This window comes from Marinomonas sp. MED121, assembly GCF_000153025.1.
Classification (GTDB): Bacteria; Pseudomonadota; Gammaproteobacteria; order Pseudomonadales; family Marinomonadaceae; genus Marinomonas.
Genome location: NZ_CH672429.1, coordinates 105979 through 130979 on the forward strand (window position 1 = coordinate 105979; position 25001 = coordinate 130979).

At 41.3% G+C, this 25001-nt stretch carries 17 protein-coding genes; 5 read left to right on the forward strand and 12 right to left on the reverse strand.

All coding sequences use genetic code 11. The features are described from left to right. Positions 1-41 precede the first annotated feature (41 nt). The 7 genes from MED121_RS00555 to MED121_RS00585 all read right to left on the reverse strand — a co-directional run bounded on the left by MED121_RS00555 (position 42) and on the right by MED121_RS00585 (position 9477). Positions 42-2492: an EAL domain-containing protein gene (locus MED121_RS00555; protein WP_009831617.1), complete on the reverse strand. Its 2451-nt coding sequence runs from the start codon at positions 2490-2492 to the stop codon at positions 42-44. Between the two features lie 333 nt (positions 2493-2825). Beyond that, positions 2826-5459 (reverse strand): aminopeptidase N, encoded by a 2634-nt coding sequence (gene pepN, locus MED121_RS00560; protein ID WP_009831618.1) that lies wholly within the window; start codon positions 5457-5459, stop codon positions 2826-2828. 25 nt (positions 5460-5484) lie between these two features. Continuing rightward, positions 5485-6312 carry a DUF2797 domain-containing protein gene (locus MED121_RS00565; protein WP_009831619.1) on the reverse strand — a complete coding sequence of 276 codons (828 nt, stop codon included), beginning with the start codon at positions 6310-6312 and terminating at the stop codon, positions 5485-5487. Continuing rightward, positions 6309-6602, reverse strand: a complete 294-nt coding sequence (locus MED121_RS00570; RefSeq protein ID WP_009831620.1) for a DUF1315 family protein — start codon at positions 6600-6602, stop codon at positions 6309-6311. The genes MED121_RS00565 and MED121_RS00570 overlap by 4 nt, the downstream gene beginning before the upstream one ends. A 29-nt stretch (positions 6603-6631) precedes the next feature. Continuing rightward, positions 6632-7504: a rhomboid family intramembrane serine protease gene (locus MED121_RS00575; protein WP_009831621.1), complete on the reverse strand. Its 873-nt coding sequence runs from the start codon at positions 7502-7504 to the stop codon at positions 6632-6634. Between the two features lie 53 nt (positions 7505-7557). Then, on the reverse strand, positions 7558-8439 hold the full coding sequence (locus MED121_RS00580; RefSeq protein ID WP_009831622.1) for an NAD(+) kinase: 882 nt from the start codon (positions 8437-8439) through the stop codon (positions 7558-7560). Positions 8440-8577: 138 nt separating this feature from the next. Further along, positions 8578-9477, reverse strand: coding sequence for a putative D-cysteine desulfhydrase, PLP-dependent enzyme (locus MED121_RS00585; RefSeq protein ID WP_009831623.1), 900 nt, complete (start codon positions 9475-9477; stop codon positions 8578-8580). 232 nt (positions 9478-9709) lie between these two features. On the opposite strand from MED121_RS00585, the gene MED121_RS00590 reads away from it, so the two are divergent. From MED121_RS00590 to MED121_RS00600, 3 genes are all read left to right on the forward strand, one after another. Further along, positions 9710-12808 carry an FAD-binding and (Fe-S)-binding domain-containing protein gene (locus MED121_RS00590; RefSeq protein WP_009831624.1) on the forward strand — a complete coding sequence of 1033 codons (3099 nt, stop codon included), beginning with the start codon at positions 9710-9712 and terminating at the stop codon, positions 12806-12808. A gap of 64 nt (positions 12809-12872) precedes the next feature. After that, a complete protein-coding gene (locus MED121_RS00595) occupies positions 12873-13613 on the forward strand; it encodes a fused MFS/spermidine synthase (RefSeq protein WP_009831625.1) in 741 nt (246 codons plus the stop codon). A gap of 600 nt (positions 13614-14213) precedes the next feature. Further along, complete coding sequence (locus tag MED121_RS00600) at positions 14214-15830, forward strand: HAMP domain-containing methyl-accepting chemotaxis protein (protein WP_009831626.1); 1617 nt, start codon at positions 14214-14216, stop codon at positions 15828-15830. Positions 15831-15889: 59 nt separating this feature from the next. On the opposite strand, the gene pgm is transcribed toward MED121_RS00600, so the two are convergent. The 5 genes from pgm to MED121_RS00625 form a co-directional block, all read right to left on the reverse strand. After that, the gene (pgm, locus tag MED121_RS00605) at positions 15890-17527 is read right to left on the reverse strand and encodes a phosphoglucomutase (alpha-D-glucose-1,6-bisphosphate-dependent) (protein WP_036178423.1); all 1638 of its coding nucleotides are present in this window, start codon (positions 17525-17527) and stop codon (positions 15890-15892) included. A gap of 156 nt (positions 17528-17683) precedes the next feature. Further along, the gene (locus tag MED121_RS00610; protein ID WP_009831628.1) at positions 17684-19045 is read right to left on the reverse strand and encodes an AMP-binding protein; all 1362 of its coding nucleotides are present in this window, start codon (positions 19043-19045) and stop codon (positions 17684-17686) included. Next, positions 19042-19236: a hypothetical protein gene (locus MED121_RS00615; RefSeq protein WP_009831629.1), complete on the reverse strand. Its 195-nt coding sequence runs from the start codon at positions 19234-19236 to the stop codon at positions 19042-19044. Before MED121_RS00615 ends, MED121_RS00610 begins: the two co-directional genes overlap by 4 nt. Continuing rightward, the gene (locus tag MED121_RS00620; protein ID WP_009831630.1) at positions 19229-19420 is read right to left on the reverse strand and encodes an MbtH family NRPS accessory protein; all 192 of its coding nucleotides are present in this window, start codon (positions 19418-19420) and stop codon (positions 19229-19231) included. The genes MED121_RS00615 and MED121_RS00620 overlap by 8 nt, the downstream gene beginning before the upstream one ends. A 219-nt stretch (positions 19421-19639) precedes the next feature. After that, a complete protein-coding gene (locus MED121_RS00625) occupies positions 19640-20782 on the reverse strand; it encodes a beta-ketoacyl-ACP synthase III (protein WP_009831631.1) in 1143 nt (380 codons plus the stop codon). A 596-nt stretch (positions 20783-21378) separates the two neighbouring features. On the opposite strand from MED121_RS00625, the gene MED121_RS00630 reads away from it, so the two are divergent. Together MED121_RS00630 and MED121_RS00635 are read left to right on the forward strand one after the other, a co-directional pair. Then, the gene (locus MED121_RS00630) at positions 21379-22530 is read left to right on the forward strand and encodes a patatin-like phospholipase family protein (RefSeq protein ID WP_009831632.1); all 1152 of its coding nucleotides are present in this window, start codon (positions 21379-21381) and stop codon (positions 22528-22530) included. A 190-nt stretch (positions 22531-22720) separates the two neighbouring features. After that, positions 22721-24916, forward strand: a complete 2196-nt coding sequence (locus tag MED121_RS00635; protein WP_009831633.1) for an esterase-like activity of phytase family protein — start codon at positions 22721-22723, stop codon at positions 24914-24916. The last annotated feature ends 85 nt before the right edge of the window (positions 24917-25001 follow it).

Here is a 25001-nt window from a genome sequence, read left to right on the forward strand (position 1 = left end):
AAAATTCAATCACTGAGCAAAGGCTTATTTTAACGATTTGATCAATCACTTTTTACCGTTTTAGCATTGTCTTTATCAAGGGTTTCAGACAAATTTCTCATTAATAACTGGTAGAAATCTTGTTGCTTAATTGGCTTGGAAAATAAATAACCTTGGTACATCATGGAATGCTGCTTTAGCCAATCTAATTGAGCTTGCCATTCGACACCTTCGGCCACGATATCTAGTTTTAAGTGTTTACCAATTGAGATAATTGCGGTCACTAACGCTTGGTCATTATGATCAATAATTAAATCTTGAATGAAGCTACGATCAATTTTGATTTTATTCACTGGCAAACGCTTTAAATAGCTGAGCGAGCTATAACCTGTACCAAAATCATCTAATGAAAAATGCACGCCGATCAAAGCCAGCTTTTTCATTTTAGCGACTGACTCTTCGATATCTTGAATGGCAGAGGACTCAGTAATTTCAAGTTCAAACAAATCTGCTGGCATTGCATAGTCTCGCAATGTCGCTTTAAAGGTTTCGATGAAGTTCTTAGAGTGCAGCTCTATCGCACTGACATTTAATGAAATTCTAAACCCTTCAGGTAAAACAGATAACAAATCTTTTTCATTAATAAAGGCACATAAATCTCGTAACAAACCATCACTGATATTACAAATAAGCCCAGATGACTCTAAAAAGTCGATAAACTCATTTGGCCCAATAATGCCTTTTTCAGGGTGGTTCCAACGAATTAACGCCTCAGCCCCTTTCACTTGATTTGAGCCTACACATACGATGGGCTGTAAATAAAACTCAAACTCATTGTTTTCAATTGCGCTTTTTAAATCATTTTCTAGACGCACATAACTGGCAACTTCTTGCGTCATCTCCATCTTAAACATGGAAATACGATTACGCCCTGCAGATTTAGCGTTGTACATGGCGGTATCACCAAACTTAAACAGCTCTTCAGCATCGGAATCTTCTTCAGAAAAAATCACAACACCAATACTTGCGGTGACTCTAAACTCATTGCCTTTAATGGTTAGGGGCTGCCTAATGTCACTTAAAATAAGCTCAGCGGTACTCACTATTTTATTAATTGCGGCTTCTTTATCTTCGTCTACACCACTTAAAATGATACAAAATTCATCGCCACCAATTCGGGCCAATGTGTTACTGCTGTTTACTTTAGACGCGAGTCGATCAGACAAAGCCAGTATTATAGAATCACCGACAGAGTGGCCTTTGGAATCATTAATCAATCTAAACTCATCTAGGTCTATGTATAACAGAGCCCCATATTGCTTATGGCTAGCAGTATAAGTAATCGCCATACCTAATCTATCCAGAAAGAGTTCGCGATTTGGTAAACCGGTTAACTGGTCCTGATAAGCAACCTGAATCAGTTGTTTCTCGCGGGTAATCTTCTCAGTCATGTCACTTGCGACTAATAAGAGGCTCGCATGACCTTCATAAACAATGGCGGTATAACTGATTTGTAAAACTCGCTTACGCGCCATACCATCAGTTAACTCGCGCTCTACCTCATAAGATTCTTCTAGGTTATGGATAACTTGAATCAGCTCATGGGCAAACCTATCCGCCTCTTGAGAGTTAACACTTCGATGCAACTCTAAAAAATTAGCGCCCAAGATTTGCTCAGCTTTTACGCCATAAAATAAGTTGGCAGAGTTGTTAGCAAACAAGACAGTTAAATTGCGATCCAATGCCATCACGATATTTGGGTTTACATCAATTAAGGCCTTTAATTGATCTCGATTTTCACGAAGCACACTTTGATTAATTTCTAACTGGTTTAAAAGTGAGTTGGTGGTATCAACAATATCTGAGATTTCACCACTGTTGTGATGTTTAACAGGCTCAAGACGATAACCTGCTGGTTTTTTAGGATCAATTTTCATTAATTGATCTCGTAATTTTATTAACGGAATAGCAAGAATATTTTGGAAGACAACAGACAGAAGCAGGCCCAATAACAAGTTTCGTAAAACACCAGATAGCACAACATACCAAGCTCGTTGAAAGAAGGGAGCCATGGCCGCATCACCATTCACTTCAAGGACTAGCTCCCCTTCACTGACTTGTGCATCATTTATTAGATCAAATAAGTATTCTTCAGTGGAATAACCAAATAAATTAGAAAGCCAATAGGTATTAGACGGTACGGCTTGTCGGCTAAAGGATGCCAAGGTATTTTTGCGGTCGTCGACCAACTTCACTTTATTTAAAAATTCAAAATGGGATAAGCCATTGACTAATTCAGACGCTAAGCCTGGATCAAGTTGATGCACTGCACGCTGTGCTGCTGGTGCAGTGATGGAGAAAATTTCTTCGACTTTATCATCTATAAGTTTAGCCTGATTATCAAAGTCACTGTAAAGCTGTAGCAAGCTCACCAACAAGCCTAAAATAAAGGCAATGGAGACAGTTGACCTAGTCAACTTAAAAGATAAACCAGTTAAAAATTTATTATTCATAAAATAAAAACAAGCACCTAAGAACTGAACACGTTTCAGCCTTTCTCATAAGATTATAGTTACTTGTTTAATTACCTCCAGCTAAACACAGTTCGGCAGCTAATTTGCAGACCCATTCAGTTTAACTTTCAGCATGTCAGAGTCGTAATTTAAATCAAGGTTAAAACCATGATATTACAGAAAGATTAAACAGGCTTTGCAAATTTCATAAAAAAAACCTAAGCAATGATAATCACTTAGGTTTTTACATTAATCTATTAAGTTAGACTATTAAAGTATTTTTTTTGTTTAAGTCATGCTGGACGACTTGATACTAAAAAAATAATTCATTAACTAGGCTAATGACTTAGAAATCACTTCATATACATCTTTTGACAAATCTTGCGCCTGAACTCTTTCCAATTCCGCCTTCATCAAGGCCGACAAACTTGCTTCCATTTTGCGCCAGCGAGACAGTGGCGTACAGAGTCGAGAGGCTAGCTGAGGGTTTCGTTTATCCAGCTCGATAATCAAATCCGCTAAGAAAGCATAACCACTGCCATCTTGATGATGAAAACAAGGCACATTTTGTGTTAAGCCACCTAACAAAGATCTGACTTTATTAGGGTTTTTAAGATCAAAAGCAGGATGTTCCATTAAGGTTTTAATCTTAGCAAGCGCATCACTTCCTTCTTGAGACGCACTTAACATTAGCCATTTATTTACCACTAATGACTCATTTGACCATTTGTCATAGAAACCAGCTAATAGCTTATCCGCCTCGCTATGCTCGCTGTTCACAGCAATAGATAAAGCAGCAAACTCATCCGTCATATTGTCTGAGGTTAAACATTGTTCAGAAATAACCTTCGCCACAGCAGTGTCATGGGTAACAGACCAATAGCCTAACACCACATTTTTCAATTGACGTTTTGCCATTTGTTCAGCATTGGGCAAATAAGCATCACTCATCTTATTACGCTCATAACAAGTCACTAATTCAGCCTTAAGCTGGTTTGCAATCTGCTCTTTTAAGAACTTTCTTGCCTTAGCGATCGCCTTAGGATCAATACTGTCAGCCAGCTCAGCCAAATAAGAAGCACTAGGTAACGTTAAAATGAGTGCAACCATCGCTGGGTCTAAATTTTCATCTTTTAAGATGCTGGCAAAGCCTTCAACCAAATGAGACTCAATGTTTAATGTCTCACCATTTTTGGCCTGTTCAATTAAAACACTTAATTCATTTACAGCCAGTTGCTGTGCAGCACACCATCGATTGAACCCATCCGTATCACTCGACAACAGCAATAGTAACTCTTGTGCATCTAGGTCAATATTTAGCTTAACAGGTGCTGAAAAGCCTCTTAATAGAGAAGGTACAGCCGCTTGTGAAACGCCTTTAAATTCAAACGTTTGAGATAACTGATTAAGGTGCAATACATGCTCTTTCGCTGCGACACCTTGATGCTGAGTCGTTAACTCTTGGCCATCCTTACCAATCAATCCCATTCTAATTGGCATATGTAAAGCAAGCTTAGTTGGTTGACCCGGTGTTGCGGGTGTCATTTGCTTAACAGTCAAGGTCAGGCTGGTCTCTGCTTCATTATATTCGAAAGCCACACTTAAAACGGGTGTACCCGCTTGTGAGTACCAACGACTAAATTGTTTAAGGTCTACCCCACTCGCATCTTCCATGGCTCGAATAAAGTCATCACAGGTTACGGCTTGTCCATCATGACGTTCAAAGTAAAGATCTGAGCCTTTACGGAATGCATCCTCCCCTAGCAAGGTATGAATCATGCGCACAATTTCTGCGCCTTTCTCGTAAATCGTTAGGGTATAAAAATTCGAAATTTCGATAAAAGACGCGGGACGTACAGGGTGCGCCATTGGGCCAGCATCTTCAGCAAATTGTGCCGTTCTTAAAAAGGATACATCTTCGACACGCTTCACTGTCGGTGAGTTCATATCCGATGAAAACATCTGGTCACGAAATACGGTGAAACCTTCTTTTAAACTTAATTGGAACCAGTCACGACAGGTTACACGATTACCTGACCAGTTATGAAAATACTCATGAGCAACAACGGCTTCTACACGTAAAAAGCCATCATCCGTGGTAGTTTCTGGGGTTGCCAACAAACAAGATGAGTTAAAAATGTTTAACCCTTTGTTCTCCATTGCCCCCATATTGAAATCATCGACAGCAACAACCATAAAGATATCAAGGTCGTACTCACGCCCATAAACCTCTTCATCCCATTTCATCGAACGTTTGAGAGAATCCATTGCATAATCGACTTTATCGATATTATGGCTTTCTGTAAAAATCTCAAGCGCGACATTTTTACCTGACATAGTGGTAAAAGTATCTTCAATTTTATTAAGGTTGCCGGCTACTAAAGCGAACAAATAGGCTGGTTTAGGGAAAGGATCATGCCAAACAAGAAAACGTTTGCCCTCTTCCGTTTCACCTTCATCTACCTGATTACCATTAGCCAACATGGTTGGATAAACATTGGCATCAGCAATAATCTTTGTGGTGAAAACAGACATGACATCAGGTCGGTCTAAATAGTAGGTAATATGCCTAAAACCTTCTGCTTCACACTGGGTACAAAACATGGATGAAGAGCGATATAAACCTTCTAAGCGAGTATTGTTTTGCGGCTCAATCAGGGTTTCACAGGTCAAAACAAAAAGATCAGGCGTGGCTGTAATAATGAGCTGATTGTCATCTAATCGATATTCAGCAGGAGGAAGCTGGTAATCATCAATCGCCACAGCCACAAGCCTGACATCTTCGCCACCATCTAGTACTAACGGCGCATTAGCCTTTTTCGAGGCAGGATTTCGGCGCATATGAAGACGTGAAGTCACTATCGTCACTGACTCATCAAGGTCAAATGTTAACTCTGTTTTATCAATTAAAAAGGGAGGGACTTGATAATCTTTTAAGTGAATCGCTGCCGGTTGAGCTTCTTTCATGATTCTTCTTTCCTTTGCGCTGCTGCTATTGGCTAAATGAAACTTGGTAGCCAGTATATTTACGTATATTAATTACCCCAGTATCCAGTAACCAATATTGACCTTTAATACCTAACAATGTGCCTTCCACTAAAGGCGTCTTTTCTGCATTAATGCTCACCACTTTAGTCGGAAAGCTTAAAACAGGATACTCAAACGAATGAGTTTCATTTTCTTCTGAGAGATCTGTAATTGACTGTATGCCAAATTCAGATTGTAGGCTATCTAAACCCTCACCTAAGATGGAAATAAGCCGCTCTTGTTCTCTTTCTAAATCAAGATCATCCGCATTACCCTTGAGCATATTGCGCCAATTGGTTTTATCAGCAACTTCTTGCTTGAAAAGGGTTTCCACTAAACCTGACATACGACGATTTTGAACACTAAAGATAGCACGACCTTGCGTGGCCCCTTGGTCTATCCAACGAGTAGGTAATTGATCACCTCGCGTGATCCCCACTTTAATCCCAGATGAGTTAGCTAAATACACATAATGGCTCTGCATACAGTACTTTTGCGCCCATTCAGGCTCTCGACAAGTACCTAGGTGGTGATGACACTTTTCAGGGCTCATAATACACGTATCGCAGGCAGCTAACTTTTTAAAGCAAGGAAAACAGAACCCCTGACTAAAAGACTTCTTGGTCGGTCTGGCGCAATTAACACACTGTATTGATCCATCAAAATTCAAGCTTACTTTTTGGCCCAGCAACGCATTCATTTCAATGCTAGTGTCTGCTAGGTTTAATTGATAATGCACCTTGCCATCAGCACTAACTCGGCTCGCCATTTTTTTGATATTGCCTGTGATCATGATTTATCACTCTCGTTAGGCGCAATTGGCTGATCAACCCACTTCACCGTTTCGTGTTCTAAGGTCTCTTTTTTAGAAGAACAACCAAGGTGCGCATTACGATCAATAAAGCCCACTCGCTCGTCTTCATCTTTATTCGCATAATCAAATGTAATGACAGCTTGTAGACACAGCTCTTTTTGCTCATCAGTTAAACGCACACCATTTGGCCATTTACCAAGCTCAACGGCGAGTTTCAAACTTTCATAAACTTCTGGCGACATATTGTCGATCATTTCTTTAAAATTCATAATTTTCTCTTTGTTCAAGCTTTAGCAAATTAACGTCTGCGAGAGTTTGCATAAAGGTAATACAGGTAAGCGCAAATTAAGCCACTAATAAGACCAACAAGATGGGCAGTGTTAGCAATTTTCCCTAGGCCTATTTGCTCAAAAAAAGTCGTGTAGCCTAAGGCAAGCCAGACCATTAAAAACATCATAATAGGCTTACTAACAAGGTTGGGACAATTGGGAATGAGCTTAGGCATCAACCAAGCAAAACCTATAATCGCATAAACAACCCCTGACATGCCGCCAAATAAAGGAGACTCTGTCACTAGGTATTGTAGGTAGTTACTTGCCAATGCGGTTATCACCACCAAAATTAAATAGAGTACTGAGCCAATGACTTTTTCAATTTTTCGGCCGATATCCCATACCCAAAGCAAATTGAACGCAATATGCATCATAGAAAAATGAATAAAAATCGGGGTAATCAGACGCCAGTATTGATGATTGTCCAATACATAAGAAAAATGTGTGGTGGTTAGATAGTCACCACTGACTTGAATAGGTAAAAAGCTAAACCAAGACAAGCTTTCAAATTGACTGCCAAGCCCTGTGAGAATGGCCACCAGAAAGCTCAATAAAATTAAACTCACATTGACAGGGTAAAGGCGAACTTGGTGTGTCAGTCCAGATACATTAAAAGTGCCATTACCTTTATTGTTAGCAGGAAGTTGGGCCAGCTTATCAGGTGAACCTAAGTACATATTGATAATTTGTTGCGCGATAGGAAGATGGCGCTCATCTAACAGCCAAAGTTGGTCTATCCCCTCTTTCTGAATCACTCTATGGGGGATTTTTTGCTGCCATAAAGCCTTACTTAAGGCAGCGGGGTCTTGCTCTAATGCAAACTCATAAACAAAAATCATTGTTAAAAACGACTTATACCTAGTATCAAAATGCTTTTATCAACTCACCAAAATTAGGATGTGTAACCTGTTTGCCAGCCCAACTTACTGCGGCAAACATCATAAAAATCATGATTTTTAGGATGTATCAGCCTAATGCCACCTTCTTTGCGACCAATGTGAATTTCATCTCCTGGCGCAGCAGTAATATGTAACTGTCCATCACAACTCACACTTGGGTAAGTTAAGTTTGAATCACAAACCACAATACGAATTTTTGCATTCGCATCAATTACAATCGGTCGATTACTCAAGGTATGGGGGTGCATTGGCACTAATACAATGGCATCCAGTTTAGGTAACATAATCGGACCACCTGCAGATAATGCATAGGCGGTTGACCCTGTTGGGGTGGCGACAATCAGACCATCTGATTTTTGATTCATTACAAATTGATCATCAATAAACATATCAAAGCGAATCATTCGTGCGGATTTACCCGGGTGTAAAACAATGTCGTTGAGGGCGTTACCTTCACCACTAGGCTTATTATTTCGGGTAATCTTGGCATCAATCATAAAACGCCTTTCTTCTAGATACTCACCCGCAAAAATAGGGTCTAGCTCTTCTTTTAAAGAGATAGGTGAAATATCGGTGAGAAAGCCTAAGGTACCTCGGTTAATACCTAAAACCGGAATATCGTAATTGCAAATGGCTCGCGCAGCGCCTAAAAAACTGCCATCACCACCTACCACCATGGCCAGGTCACAGTTATCCCCTAATTCTTTTATAGGAGCGATATCCACTTTGATCCCAGGTAACATGGTACTTAGGTTTTCTTCTAAAACCGGTTGTATCCCTTTTTTGATTAAATAATCCAGCAGTTTTTTAACCGTTTCCAATACTTTGGGGTTATCCAGTCTGGCAATAATGCCTACCCTTGCAAACTGACTCATGTGCATCACTCTTTGATAATCAATACTAAAAACAAAAGGATAAAATCACTGTCTTAAAAACAAGTGACAAATAATTCGGTGCGAACTTTACCACGTCAGACTAAAGAAAACTAAATGCTTAGGTATTTTTGTCGGATATTATTGATATCCGCGCCAACCCTGCAGCCCTCCTGTATGAATAAGCAACAGCTTTTGATTCGTCAACTTACCTTTGCGTATTTCTTGCTCTACCCCATAGACAAGTTTGGCCGTATAAACAGGGTCTAACCTTAAATGAGGGTTAAGTTGATGCAGTTGCTCAATATAGTCCTTTAATTCACTTGGCAGTCTCGCGTAACCGCCATGGTGATATTCACCCACAATAGATAAACGTTGCAAGTGACTGTCAGGGTTTTGTTGCAGCGCAAGGGAGTGAATATCTGATAGCAAGGCCTCCCCTCCTTTTAACGCGGGAAAGACAAGCATATTAGGAACATTATCATTGGCTAAAAAACCTGCACTGGTTGCACCTGTTCCCGCACTTACCAGCCAGGTATCAAAGCTGCCAATTTCATCCGCTTGCTGCTTTATAGCATTTGCCCAGTAATAACAACCTTTTACCCCCAAGCTATTAGACCCGCCTTCTGGCACCCAAAAAGCGTCTGGATAATAACCTTTAAGACTCGACACAAAGTCAGATTCCATGCCTGCTCGGTAATCAACACGCTTACTTGGCCACAAAATACCGCCAGCTGCTACAAAATCACGTAAGGTCGGCGTCAGTTGAGGCTGTAATTCTCCCCGAACAATCGCAACAGGTATCATACCTTCTTGTTGTGCCGTATTAGCTAACGCGTGCAAATGGTTAGAGAAAGGTCCACCAAAACTTATCAGATGCTTTGCACCTTGAGCTTTGGCTGCTGCCAGATTAAATCTTAATTTATGCCACTTATTACCCGGTGCGTCTGCATACTCAAGATCCCCACGATAAATACACACACTGATATTTCTATCACGTAAAAGCTGATCATCTAAGGTGAGTGTTAAGGGGTGTATCATGAAGATTCCGTACTCGTTCTCATAACAATAAAAGGCAGGCAAAAAAAAGCCTCATTAAAAATGAGGCGAATACTAACATACTAAGGAATCAATAAATTTGAGCAATCTCAAAGTTAAAATATCTGACATGCATAAAAATGATTAGTTCAATATTTTTTTTCATTTTAGATATCCCCAAAAGCGACAGGTTATTTGTTAAAATCACCGAGCCATTCAAGTAGAGACAATAAACATGATCCCTAAGCTGTCAGATATCACCCCAACTCAATCCCTATATCTAGGTTTTATCGAACGTTTAAAGGCCGATGGTTTTAGTGGTGATACTAACCCTGACTATGCAAATCGAGTTGTACTCGCCACGGACAACTCGATTTATCAAGTACTTCCTCAAGGTGTTATTTACCCCAAGTCCGTCGCTGATATTCAGCTATTAACCCGCCTTGCCCACCTTGAAGAATTTCAGTCCATTGTACTAAGCCCACGAGGCGGTGGTACTGGCACTAATGGCCAGTCATTAACCGATGGTTTGATTGTGGACTTATCCAAGCACATGAATCAGGTGCTTGAAATTAACGCGGAAGAAGGCTGGGCCAGAGTCCAAACCGGTGTGGTAAAAGATCAGTTAAATGCGGCGGTGAAAGAACACGGACTTTTCTTTGCACCAGAACTTTCCACCAGTAACCGTGCCACCATAGGCGGCATGATAAATACCGATGCCAGTGGTCAAGGTTCTGTCATGTACGGTAAAACCCGTGATCATGTCCTTTCACTTGATACGGTATTACTTGATGGCACCCTTATTAGCTCTGGTCCTATTTCTGATGAGGCGCTGGCTGAAGAAAAACAGCGTGAAGATTATGCAGGCCATATTCACCGTGTGGTTGATGATGCCTTTAACCAGAACCAAGCTAAAATCGATGAGATTTTCCCTGAATTAAACCGTTGCCTTACTGGCTATGATTTAGCTCACATACGAGATGAGAACAAAGCCTTCAACCTAAACTCGGTACTTTGTGGCTCAGAAGGCACCTTAGGTTTTATTGTCGAAGCCAAGGTTAACCTGCTTAAGATTCCTACCTTCGCCACCTTAGTCAACATTCGTTATGACAGCTTTGAAGGCTCATTACGTCACGCCAAAGAGTTACTAAACGCGGCCCCAACCTCGATTGAAACCGTAGACTCTCGCGTACTTGGCCTTGCCAAAGACGACATCATTTGGCATTCAGTCGCTGATTTCTTTCCAAATGAAAGTGGGGATAATGTCGGTAAAGAGCTTCAGGGTGTGAACTTAGTTGAATACACAGGTAACGACCAAACTGAAGTAGACAATCGCATTAAGGTCCTGACGGATTTATTAGATACCGCTCTTGCTAAGCCTAATAGCAAGGTACTGGGCTACACCTTGGCCCAAGGCCATGAAAATGTGAAAAAAATCTGGGCCATGCGTAAAAAGTCAGTTGGCCTTTTGGGTAATGCCAAAGGCGAAGGTCGCCCGATTCCCTTTGTTGAAGATACGGCGGTGCCGCCCGAAAATCTTGCTGACTTCATTATGGAGTTTCGTGCCGTGCTCGATGCCCATGATTTAAGCTATGGCATGTTTGGTCATGTGGATGCCGGGGTTTTACATGTACGCCCTGCTATCGATATGAAAGATGAAAAGAACGAAAGCTTGATTCGTGACATCACAGATAAAGTGGTTGCCCTAACGCAGAAATATGACGGTCTTTTATGGGGTGAGCACGGCAAAGGGGTTCGTTCTGAATACGCGACTGAATTCTTTGGTGAGCTTTACCCTGTGATTCAGCAGGTAAAAGGCGCGTTTGACCCACACAACCAGTTAAACCCAGGCAAAATTGCCACCCCATTCGAGCTTGGCGTTGAACTATTAAAAATTGATGAAGTGCCGATGAGGGGTCAGTTTGATCGTCAAATCCCGCTGGTTAACCGCGATCAATTTCAAGCCGGCATGTACTGTAATGGTAATGGTGCTTGTTATAACTTTGATCCAAACGATGCCATGTGCCCTTCTTACAAAGGGACGCGCGAGCGTATTCACTCACCAAAAGGCCGTGCGTCTTTAATGCGTGAATGGCTAAGAGGCATGAGTGAGCAAGGGGTCGACACTCAAGCTGTCAGTGACAAGATAAAAGAAACGGGTTATCTAGGGAGTTTTATTACTAGCTTCATCCCTCGCCTGAGTAATACCTTGAAAAAACGCCGTGGTGACTATGATTTCTCCAACGAAGTCCATGAATCCATGATGGGCTGCCTTGCCTGTAAATCCTGTGTAGGCCAATGCCCGATTAAGGTCGATGTGCCTGAATTTAGAGCCAAGTTCCTAGAGATCTATTACTCACGCTATTTGCGTCCAGTAAAAGATTATGTGGTTGGTTCAATGGAATACATTATGCCGACTTTAGCTAAATTCCCTCAGCCTTATAATTGGATGATGGAACAAGCTTGGATCAACCGCTTGAGCGCTAACTATTTAGGCATCACAGATAGCCCAACACTCTCTAAACTCAACATCAAAAAAGAGATGGATAAGCGTGGTATTCGCTTCGCAACACCAATGGCGCTTGATGCAATCAACCCATATGAAAGACATAAAGCGGTCATCATAGTGCAAGATGCTTTTACCAGTTATTTTGAGACACAATTGGTACTAGACACCATGGAGTTATTGACGCGCCTTGGTTTTCAAGCCTTCTTAGCGCCTTACAAACCAAATGGTAAACCCTTGCATGTACATGGTTTCTTCAAGGCATTTGAGAAAGCGGCGAATAAGAACCTAGACATGTTAGAAGAATTAGCAGCTTATAAGATTCCATTTGTGGGGGTTGATCCTTCCATGACCTTAAGTTTTCGCTCAGAGTACCCTAAAGTCATTGGCGATAACCGTGAGATTCCAACCGTCAACCTATTACAAGAATGGTTAGTCGGTAAAACAAAGCATCTGTCGAGTCAGCCTTTTGCCTTAGAAGATGAAACCTATCATTTATTGGCCCATTGTACGGAAAAAACCAATGCGGCAGCCTCTATCCAAGATTGGGTTAAAGTCTTCTCTTTACTGGGTTTAAGCTTAAAAGTTGAGAATGTGGGTTGTTGTGGCATGGCAGGCACTTATGGCCATGAGACAGCAAACCTTGAAACATCAAAAGACATTTATGAGTTGTCTTGGAAAGACAAGGTAAACGATGAAACCTTGCAAGATCGTATTGTAGCAACAGGCTATTCATGTCGTAGTCAGGTGAAACGTTTTGATCAAAAAGCCGTATTACACCCGCTACAAGCGCTGCTAAAACACTTAAAAGAAGCGGCCCAAGTTTAACGCTTAACTTCCTCACCATCGCACCCGCCATTTAAGCGGGTGCTTTTTTATAAAGAGCTAAAAGATGCAAAACTCGCAAGTAATCTATTTTTGCCAAGATGAACTGGGAAAGATGACGGTCCATGAAGATGGTCAATATCGCCTATTATCTTTTGCCCAAGGCGATGAGCAAAGTCGTATTAGCTTGGCTAAACCTAATGTATTGCAACACGAATACACCCAAGCAATGATGCTAAGCCTGCTTTTTTGCAAGCCTAAAAGAGCCACGGTTTTAGGCTTAGGCGGAGGCTGCCTATTAAGAGCGCTGCTAGATACAGTACCTGGCATCAAACTAAATGCCGTTGAGCTGCGCCCTAAAGTGATTGAGATTGCAGAAAAGTACTTTCACTTACCCAGGTCAAAGCGATTACAAGTCATTGAGCAGGACGCAAAAAAGTATATCGCTCAAAAACAAGACAAAAAAGTCGATCTACTTTTTACTGACTTGTATTTAGAGCAAGGTATGGATAAATCTGTCATTGCCAGTAAATTCATTGAAAACTGCGATGCTCAGCTTAAAAGTGAAGGCTGGCTCGTCATTAACTGCTGGGAAGAAGAACACAACTACACGAACCTCATAGAGGTATTAAGAGAATATTTTGTTGATATAAGGAGCGTCAACACAAGCAGTGGTAATTGGGTTATTTTTGCAGGGAAACGAATTGATTATCAAACAGCAAAAGCACTTAAACAAGAAGCGACCAAACTCTCCTCTCAACTGGATTTTCAACTCACTAAATGGCTCAATCGGCTTGCCCAAGTATAAAAAACAACCTAAATAAGCACCTAAGCTAAGGAACCTGCGAATAAGTCCTCCCGCCTCAGCGTGTGGATAAAAGCCGCTAGATTTATGGCGAGGAGCGCAACTTAATCGTTATTCTATTGATAAGGTCCTCAACGTAAAAATAGGGCTTTTAGACCACGCCCTTCGGCGTCTTTAAATAATACCTATACGGCATTTCAGAAAAAGTAACACCCTGTGTTGTTACTTCTCGAAAGGTACCTACAGTGACTTTCTATTAATAAACGCAAAGTGACGCCTTGTTTGACACTTTTTCCCCTATACCTTAAGAGAGCAGACTGAGAAGAGGTGACTTAATCGCAGGTTCCCTAACAATAGATTCATTTATGAGGCTCAAAGCAGGTTGTAATTTAAAGGCTATAATGAAGAAATCTTGTTTTTACACGAAACAAGCATACTTGACTCATACATATATTTACATTGTGTTAGCTGTATTCAAGTAAAATTAAAATGGATTCATTATAACAAGCCAACACATACTAAGATTTTGCTTTTTGAAAATATGGACATGTCATTTTCATTCTCCTAGTGGCTAATTACCTTTAAATAAAAAGAGAAGCACACATGTCCTTATCCAAAAAGCTACTTAGTATCATTTCGATTGCTATTGCAGCTGCTTTATTAGTTGCCTTAGTCGCCATTAACAATATCAATCAAGGCTTTAATAATTACGATGAAATTTTTTCAACCGAATTAACGGCAGAAAGAACAGCCTTAACCTTAAATATAGAGTTTAAACGTCAGGTTCAAGAATGGAAAAATGTTCTCATTCGCGGCAAAGACCCTAAGCAATTAAAGAAATACTGGGGTAAATTCAAAGACCAAGAAGAGAAAGTACAAGGTATTTCAAGCCAGCTGATTTCCTATCTTGATAACTATCCTGAACAACTCAATATTGCCAAAGCGTTTAAAAATAACCACTTACAAATGGGCGAAAAATACCAACAAGGTTATAACGCCTTTGTCGCCGCAAACTTTGACATCAAAGTAGGAGATAAGGCTGTTTCTGGCATTGATAGAGAACCCTCTGCCCAAGTTGAGCAGCTATCAAATACCCTGGCTGAAATTAGCATTGCAAAGCGAACTTCAGTGTCTGACTCAGTCAATAAAAGTATCATCGGCTCTTTAATAGCCTTAATTCTAGTGCTTATTGCGATTACATTTGGTGCATCTACCGTTATTAACAAGACCATTATTTCGCCTCTACTCATCCTTATAAATAATGTCTCTCAACTTGCACAAGGTAAAATTAGTACGGATATTTCAGTCAAACGCAGTGACGAGTTGGGTGAATTAGGCCAGGCTACCCAAGCATTAAAAGACTTCTTATCAACCCTATCCGGGCAACTTAAAAACTCAACCGTATCACTAACAACTAGTTCTCAGAACTTACATGATATTGCCGAAAATTTGACCGAAAATTCTAACGCTCAAGAGCAACAAAGCCTAGAAGCGAAAACAGCAATCAATACCATGAGTGAGCTATCTGATGACTCTGTTGAAAGGGTCGAACAAACTGCACAAGCAAGCCATCACAGTAAGGAAGTTGCGACAGAAAGTAAGGACGCAATGCAGCTAACCTTAAGCGGTATAGATAAACTGGTAGGCGATATAGACTCAGCATCAAAGGCAATAGAATCACTTGCTAGTCAAACAGAGCAAGTAAACTCAGTGTTAGAGGTCATTCAAGGCATTGCAGAACAAACTAACTTACTTGCTTTAAACGCAGCCATTGAGGCTGCGCGTGCAGGAGAACAAGGCCGTGGCTTTGCCGTGGTGGCAGATGAAGTGAGAAACCTAGCACAAAAGACCCATGTATCAACGGAAGAAATACAAAAAGTGCTACTAAATGTCACAACAGGGACAAATGAAGCCGTTAAAGCAATACAAGGCGGCAAAGATCAAAGTAACCATATACAAACCAGTATCAACCAAGCTAACGACAAACTAAGTATCGCGGTTGATTCCATTGCAGAAATCCACCAGCTAAACAAACTTGTCAGCTCTGCCATCACAGAGCAACAAACCTCCTCTAAGCACATTGAGCAACAAATTGAAGATATTAATGACAAGGTAAAAGCTAATGCTGGGCAAGTCACTCAAGCCACTCAAGCGAGTAATCAAATCTTAAATGTGGTTGATGACTTTAAAGGGTTATCTGGCTGGTTTAAAACACAATAATCAAATCAAGAGATAAAAAAAGGAGCCTAGGCTCCTTTTTTTATCTCTAAACAGAAAACCTAAGCAAGCGCTTGATCAACCAATGCTTTAGCATCAATTTCTAATTGCGCTAAATGTGCTTCTGAGACAAAGCTCTCCAAATAGATTTTATAAATATTTTCTGTGCCTGAAGGTCTAGCAGCAAACCAACCATTGCTGGTTTCGACTTTTAGTCCTCCTATCGCAGCCTGGTTACCCGGCGCTTTAGTCAAAACGCGACTAATCTTATCTCCTGCTAAGCTATCCCCTTTTACAGCACTTTCATTAAGGTTCGCTAAAATCGCTTTCGCTTCACCAGAGCAAGGCACATCAATGCGCTTATAATATGGTTGGCCATATTTCGCCACTTGCTCTTGGCTAATTTGATGAGGGTCTTTGCCTGTCACGGCAATAATTTCTGCCGCTAAAAGGGCTAAAATAAAACCATCTTTATCGGTTGTCCAAACACTCGCATCATGACGTAAAAAAGAGGCACCAGCGCTTTCTTCGCCACCAAACCCCATCTCACCAGAATATAGCCCATCCACATACCACTTAAACCCAACAGGCACTTCACACAATTCACGTCCTAAACCAGTAACAACACGATCAATCATACCGCTTGACACCAAGGTCTTACCAAATAGAGTACTGCTAGGCCATTGGGGTCTGTGTTTTGCTAGGTATTCGATGGCGACGGCTAGATAAGCATTAGGGTTCATCAAACCCGAAGAGGGGCAGACAATACCATGACGATCAAAGTCTGGATCATTTCCCACTGAGATATCAAATTTATCCTTCATATTAAGCAAGTTATTCATCGCATAAGGAGAAGAGCAATCCATCCGAATTCGCCCATCTTTATCCAATGGCATAAAAGCAAAACAAGCATCTACCTTGGTATTGACGATTTCTATATTAAGGCCATATTTTTCTGCAATCGGCTGCCAAAATTGAATACCAGAACCCCCCATGGGGTCCACGCCAATCCTAACACCTGCTTTTGCGATAGCCTTCATATCAATCACATTTTCAAGGTCAGCAACATAATGCTCAATATAATCAAACTCTTCAATTAAAGCAGAGGCAAATAAAGCGCGCCCTTGAAGGCGCTTAACATCCATTAAATTTTGACTTAAAAGTACATTCGCACGTTCAGCAATCTGATTGGTAATGTCAGTATCGGCAGGCCCACCTTTAGGCGGATTGTATTTGATGCCGCCATCTTCTGGAGGATTATGGGATGGGGTAATGACAATACCATCTGCAATATCATTCTGGACTTGATTATGAGTTAAAATCGCATGGGAAATAACGGGAGTGGGTGTATAGCTATCAGTTTGCACTCGCACCCTAACACCGTTAGCAACCAAGACTTCCAATGCGGTTTGAAAAGCCGCCTCAGACAAAGCATGAGTATCCTTACCAAGATATAAGGGCCCATTAATATTCTGCGCAGCTCGATACTCTGCAATAGCCTGACAAATCGCTAAAATATGGTTTTCATTGAAACTGGTATTAAGGGCTGAGCCCCTATGGCCAGATGTACCAAAGACAACTTTTTGACTTGCATCTGCCAATACATCTGGCTTTTTACAAAAATACGCCGTCATTAATGCGGGAATATTCACCAGTTCAGTGTGGGAAGCAAGCTGTCCTGCTTGAGCATGAATTGCCATATTAGCCTCTAAAGTGATTAACTTAAACTTATGGTCGCTTAAATTTATTGCAGATTCAATCACTTAAACTTATTAAAAACAAAATGAGGCTTATCTGGCAACAAGCACTGATTTGCACAGAAGCTAGCAGCGAAAAAGCTCACCTGCTGCTCAAACTTACCCTTTGCTAAAAGGAGAATTCGAAATGACAGGACTTAACCTTGAACCCAATGGCAGTGCAAACTTTCTGGCAAGAAACCCTGTTTTCTCTGTCAAGGTCAAAACCCTGAGAGGTAGGCGTTTCTTATTTTGGTTATCTCTTCGCAGCACGTCTATTTGACGACGGGCCATACTTTGATATTGCTCCACCCCATTAATTTCAGTCTCATCAAGTTGTACTTGGTGAAAAGAAGGACCATTAAAAAAACCTTGAAAAACATAGGGGCCTCTAACAACCTTATTATTTAATGCTTCTTGTGAATTGCCTGTATCTAAAATAACTTTTTTACTTGCCAAACCCTCTTCCATCACAATGACTTGCTGCAACTGGCAAGCAAGCAGGTCATGCACTCTTTTAGCCTGCCCAGGTGTTAACCCAGCACAACCTAGCTGTAGCAATTTCAGGCTTGGCAAAGAGTCTTGAGATTTTGTTGCGTACTCTAACCACAAATTTAACCAGACAGGCGTTAAGGCCGTCATATTAACCTGGTGTTTGCGCACTAAATCAAAACATTCGACAGGGTCTGGTGAGTTTGCAATCACCAAACAAGCTCCAACATAAAACACCCCAATTGCACCTGGCGCACTCATAGAGAAGTTATGATGTAACGGCAAAGCACACAAGTAGCGTGTCTCATTATTTAAACCACAAGACTCAATGCTTTTTTGCACACTATAGAGATAATCATTATGGGTACGAGCAATTAGCTTTGGCCTAGTATTAGATCCAGCAGAAAGCTGATAGAAAGCAAGTTGATCAGCATCAGACGCTTGATCTATGGTTTTTGGTTGGCCTTGCTTGGTTTCGGATAAAATGGATGCCAAAGAGTTTGCATACTCACAGTCACCTAAGGACAAAACAGCCTTAAAATCATACTGAGATGGGTTAATTCCCTGTACAAAAGCATCATTTGAAAATAATTCATGGGTTTGAGAAACAATGAGAACATTGGGTTTTAATTGCTCAAGACAGTGACTTAACTCACTTTCTTGGTAATGAAAGTGCGCATTCACCGATGCGACGCCCAGCTTTAACAAGGCAAAGTAAACCACGTAAAACTCTGCGCAATTAGGCAATTGCACCAAGGCCGTATCAAAACGCTTAACCCCTTGCTGCTGTAAATAAAGGGCCAAATTATTTGCCATTTGCTCTAATGCTAAATAGGTAATTTGTCTATCGCCCTCTATAATAGCCACCTTATGAGCATTTGCCTCTGCTTGCTCGAACAGGATTTGGGTTAACGGCTCATCTCGCCAAAAACCCGCTTTACGATAAGCCTCTTCAAACCCCTGCTCCACCTGACTTTCAAATTGGCTCATAACTCATCTCCTTGCTTGATTGCTAACCTTTCAAAGCCAAATGTACTCACCATAGTGGCCAATCCTATTGATATTTCTAACCCGTTTGCTTCTGGGCTAGTCGCTTCAAACATGTCAACACAAGTAAACAGACCTACTTGATACTGAGCAGCAGTGTTGCAGCGAATAGCCTCTCCCTTTTCATTAAGCATTCTTTTTGGGATGCGCCCAATGGCGATCGATATAATCAATACAGGTATCCCTATCACCAGGCCCATATTCCAAATACCATCCCATAGGAATATCCTGTAACTTTGGCCATAAACTATATTGCTCATGCAAATTACTTAGCACCACAAAGCCAATATCCTCTTGCTTGTTAGTTGAAGCTCCCATCGACACACCTCCAAACCGTCTAATTTCTAGTTGCAGCAGGGAGAACAAAGATCGCCTCTTCCTGTGCCATATTTGGAATATACGTCAAACCAAAAATGAATTCAAGAATCATTCTCATTTAGATTAACATTATTGATTTTTGCATTTATTCCTGTTTTTAAAACAAAAAAAAGCCGCCTAGGAAATCTCCTAGACGGCTTTCTAATAAAAGCTTGTGCGTTAACGCTTTTTCAATACCAAGCTACCAATAGAATAGCCAGCACCGAAGGAACAAATTACCCCGATATCCCCTTTTAGCAAGTCCGTATGGTTTTTAGCAAAAGCAATAATAGAGCCTGCTGATGCTGTATTAGCAAAGGTATCCAGCACCACTGGTGCTTCATCAGGTGTGGCATCTCTGCCCAGCAAACGCTTACTAATCAATAAGTTCATATTAATATTCGCTTGATGTAGCCACCAACGTCTCAAATCAGACACCTTGACCCCTAAATCTGACAAGTGGTTTTCAATATGTTCCGCTGCCATAGGGCACACTTCTTTAAAAACTTTGCGGCCATTTTGATGAAAAAGCTTATCTGTCGCAAAAGGATCTTCGTCGGTGACTCTGGCAACATAACCAAAGTTAGAGCGAATATTATTTGAGTATGACGTGACACAGCGAGTCCCCATAACATCAAAACTATACTCTGACTGGCAAGTAGCAGAGGTTTCAACAACCACAGCGGTAGCGACGTCACCAAAAATAAAGTGTGAATCTCTATCGGTATAATTTACTTGTGGCGAGGTCAGTTCAGGGTTAATCACCAATACACACTTAGCACTGCCTGCTGCCACTGAGTCATGTGCCCGCTGCAAACCAAAAGTCGCGGCAGAGCACGCCACTAACATATCAAAGCCAAATCCTTGAATACCCAGTTTGGCTTGCACTTCAATCGCAATGGCAGGATATGATCGCTCAGTATAGGCACAGGCGACTATCACCATATCAACATCAGCTGGCGTCTTATTCGCCGCTAACAGGGCTTTTTCGGCCGCTGAAACCGCCATTTGTGCTTGATGAGAGAGCTCATCATCACTTCGCGGTTCCAGTTTAGGACGCATTCGATCAATATCCAACACCCCTTCTTTGGCATAAACATAACGACTTTTAATACCTGAGGCTTTTTCAATAAAGGCAGCACTTGATAAAGGTTTAGCGGCTATTTCTTCGGCGGCTATTTGAACTTCATGCTCATGATTAAATTTAGTTGCCCATGCATTATAACTTTCAACGAGTTCTTCATTTGTAATCGTATTTTCAGGTGTCCATAGGCCAACGCCACTGATGACAACATTATTTTTATTACTGACTTGGTTTTCCATGGGTTCTACTCATTTTTTGTCAATCATTTTCATTCATTGTCTCGTAACTGAAACAATTAGTCCATTTAGATTATGTCGTTATTAGTAATAATAACTATAAGTAATATCAATAATTTAAATAAAACGTTAGGTTAAACTGCTTACTATAAGCAGGCCTTATTAACTTAAATTTCACCTTATCTAAAACTAGCTCGCGAATAGTCAAAATGAAATATTTCCTAGGGAACCTGCGATTAAGTCACCTCTTCTCAGTCTTGTCAGAAAAAGTGTCAAACAAGGCGTCACTTTGACGTAATGTAGGCACCTTTCGAGAAGGGACAACGTAGAGTGACATTTTTTCTGAAAGACCCAAAGGGCGTGGTCTAAAAGACCTATCTTTAGGTTGAGGACCTTATCAATAGAATAACTATTAAGTTGCGTCCCTCGCCATAAATCTAGTTACTTTTATTCACACGCTGAGGCGGGAGGACTTATTCGCAGGTTTCCTGTCATTTAATTGATTCATAAACAAAATTCATATCAGAATTACAAAAATCTTTATTGAGGCTTACCTGACTCTAGCTTATGCTTAAAAGACAAAAGAGAAGGAGGCGCTTGTGGTTAAAAAAGATCATACGGCTTTAATTCTCTCTGGCGGTGGTGCCAGAGCAGCCTATCAAGTGGGGGTATTATCTGCCATTGGTAAAATGATGCCTAAGCACTCAAGCATCCCCTTTCCCATTATCTGTGGTACCTCAGCAGGTGCCTTAAATGCGGCGATGCTTGCGGCAAATGCAGATAACTTTACCCGAGCCATTAGTAAATTATCTTACCTATGGCGACACTTAACACCAGACCAGATTTACCAGGTAGATTCCATGTCTATGGTGTCTTCAATTGGTCGAATTTTATTATCTTTATTTCAAAATGGACATCCGACCCAGCAATTATCCCTGCTAAATAATCAACCATTAAGGCAGCTACTACAGCGTTTTTTAGACCTAGATAAAATTAATACCTGCATTCATCACAAACAATTAGAAGCCATTAGCATTACCGCCATGAGTTATAGCTCAGGCAAAACCACCAGCTTTTACCAAGGCAAATCCTCCTTATCCAATTGGGAAAGCAATCGTAGCTTGGGCTTAAGAAGTAGGCTGACTTATAACCACTTACTCGCCTCTAGTGCCATTCCTACCATCTTTCCAGCACAAAAAATTGGCGAACACTATTTTGCGGATGGGGCCATGCGCCAACAATCCCCTATCAGCCCAGCCCTGCACCTTGGTGCCAAAAAAGTCATGATTATTGGTGTCAGTGGTAATCGCGCGCCCAAACACTGGCATAGTGAGGTCTCAAGACCACACCCACCTTCCATCGCACAGATTACAGGGCAACTCCTCAACAGTGCATTTATTGATAATTTAGAAGATGATATTGAGCAGCTTGAACGCATTAATAAATTAAGTGCCAACCAGCCTCAATCTCAATATCAGCCAATTGAGACCATGATTATTTCACCCTCTGTGGAGTTAGATCAGCTTGCTGCCCAACATTTTTCCGACTTACCCACGGGGTTAAAATGTGTGATGGGAGCAATCGGCGCGACACCAAAAGCAGGCGGTAGCTCGGCTGCAAGTTATTTGCTCTTTACCCAAGATTATTGTCGAAGCCTGATTGAACTTGGCCAAAAAGATGCCAACTGGGAAAAAGAAAAAATCATGTCCTTTTTAAACATTCCCTCCCACGCTAAACCTGTCTATGAATAAATCGCTTTCACACGAACCTTAAGCACAAGCAAACCTGTGATTAACCCTTTCCAAGATAAAACAGCATCAAACCTAATACTTATCAGACACTAAATTGCAACAAAAGCGTCATCTTAATGTCCTGAATCAGTCATAAAAAAAGGTCATTATCTAAGCTCCCAATGCGCCACAACTCCACTAAGAGGTTAGAATGAAAATTCAGTTTTCGTCGAATAATAAGATTAAACACTTACCTAAAACCTTAATAGGCTTAGCGTTAGCCTCAGCGATAGGCAGTGTACAAGCTGACGCCTTTAATCGAATTGCAACCTGGTCTGTAAAAAACAACTTGCCAAGCAAGGTTTCAGTGACAACTGAAACATCAGCAGAGATCATCACCGCCAGCAAAGACGGAAACACGCTAATTTATTCTGATAGCCCATTGGGCGGCCTTGGCTTTATTGATATCAAAAACCCTAACACGCCAAAAGCAGCGGGCTTTTTAGCATTAGATGGGGAACCAACATCGGTTTCGACCACTCAAAAGTATGCTCTGACTGGTGTTAACACCTCAGAAAATTACTTAAAACCAAGTGGTAAACTCAGCGTCATTGATTTAAAAACACACCAAGAAGTAAGATCTTGTGATCTAGGTGGTCAGCCAGATTCAGTGGCGGTTTCTAAAGATGAGACGTTTGTAGCCATCGCCATTGAAAATGAACGCGATGAAGATCTAAACGATGGGGCTATGCCTCAATATCCAGCGGGTAACTTAGTTATCCTCCCTCTTGCACAAGGTTTACCTGTGTGTGAGCAAAAGAAAATGGTGGACCTTAGAGGGCTAGCCGCTGTCGCTCCAACCGACCCTGAACCAGAATTTGTTGACTTTAATGATGCCAATGAAATTGTTGTCACCCTACAAGAAAACAACCACCTTGTAATAGTGGAAGCAGAGAGCGGAAAAATCTTATCTCACTTCCCAGCAGGTAGTGTTAACTTAAACAATGTTGACCTTAAAGAAGAAAGAGCCCTGACATTTGATGGCCAACAAGTACAAAGAAAGCGTGAACCAGATGCGGTTCAATGGCTAGATAATGACCGCTTTGTGACAGCCAACGAAGGTGACTTTGAAGGTGGTTCACGTGGTTTTACTATCTTTAATAAACAAGGTGATGTGCTATTTGAATCTGGTTTAGAGCTTGAGTATCGCATGGCGATGGCAGGTCACTATCCGGATAAGCGTTCAGGTAACAAGGGGGTTGAACCTGAAGGCCTTGAAGTTGCTCAATTTAACGGTGAAACCTATATTTTTGTGCTAGCAGAACGTGCAGGTTTAGTCGGCGTCTATAAAGACACAGGGGACAAACCAGAGTTTATTCAACTATTGCCATCAGGTATTGCGCCAGAAGGCGCAATTGCCATCCCAAGCCGTAATTTATTTGTCACAGCAAATGAAGCAGACCTAATTGAAGATAATGGTCCTCGCTCCCATGTGATGATTTTCCAACAAAGTAATGCAGCACCAGCTTACCCTCAAATCGAATCAGTCATGAAGGGTGATCGACCTCTTGGCTGGGGCGCTTTATCTGGCCTAGTTAGCGATACCAAGCAAAGCAATACCTTCTATGCAGTGAATGACAGTTTTTATCGCAATCAAGCGAGTATTTTCACCATAGATGCAAGCTCAACGCCGGCTAAAATCATTAGCGCGCTACCTGTGTTAAGGGACGGTTTACCGGCTCAAAAACTTGATCTTGAAGGCATCACAAATGACGGTAAAGGTGGCTTCTGGGTAGCCTCTGAAGGGCGTACTGACCGCTTAACACCGCACGCTATTTACAATATCAATAAAAAAGGCGAAATCAAAAAAGAGATTCCTTTTCCAGCTGAGCTGTTAGCGGTTGAAAAACGTTTTGGCGCTGAAGGCATTACTCGCATTGGCGATACCCTATGGATAGCTATCCAACGTCAATGGAAAGATGATCCAAAAAATACCACCAAGTTAGTATCTTACAATACTAAAACCAAAGAATGGGGCGCTGTGCGTTACCCTACTCAAGAAAGCAACCAAGGTTGGGTTGGTTTATCTGAAATCACTGCACACGGTGATTGGGTGTACATTATAGAGCGTGACAACCAAATAGATGACAAGGCAAAAATCAAACGTTTATACAAGGTTGCCGTATCTCAGCTAAAACCAGCCAAACTAGGTTCTGAGCTGCCTTTGGTTAAAAAAGAGTTAGCCCACGACTTCATCCCTAACCTCAAAGCAGGTAAAGGCTATGTTACTGACAAGATCGAAGGCTTTGCGATTGATAGCAAAGGCGTAGGTTTTGCACTAACCGATAATGACGGTGTGGATGACAGCTCTGGTGAAACACTTTTCTTTACTATCGGTAAAATGTAAAAGTCACCGAGCACATAAAAGCCAGACTCTTTGAGTCTGGCTTTTTTAATAGACTTGAGATTCTGACACTCTTTTATTTTTCGTA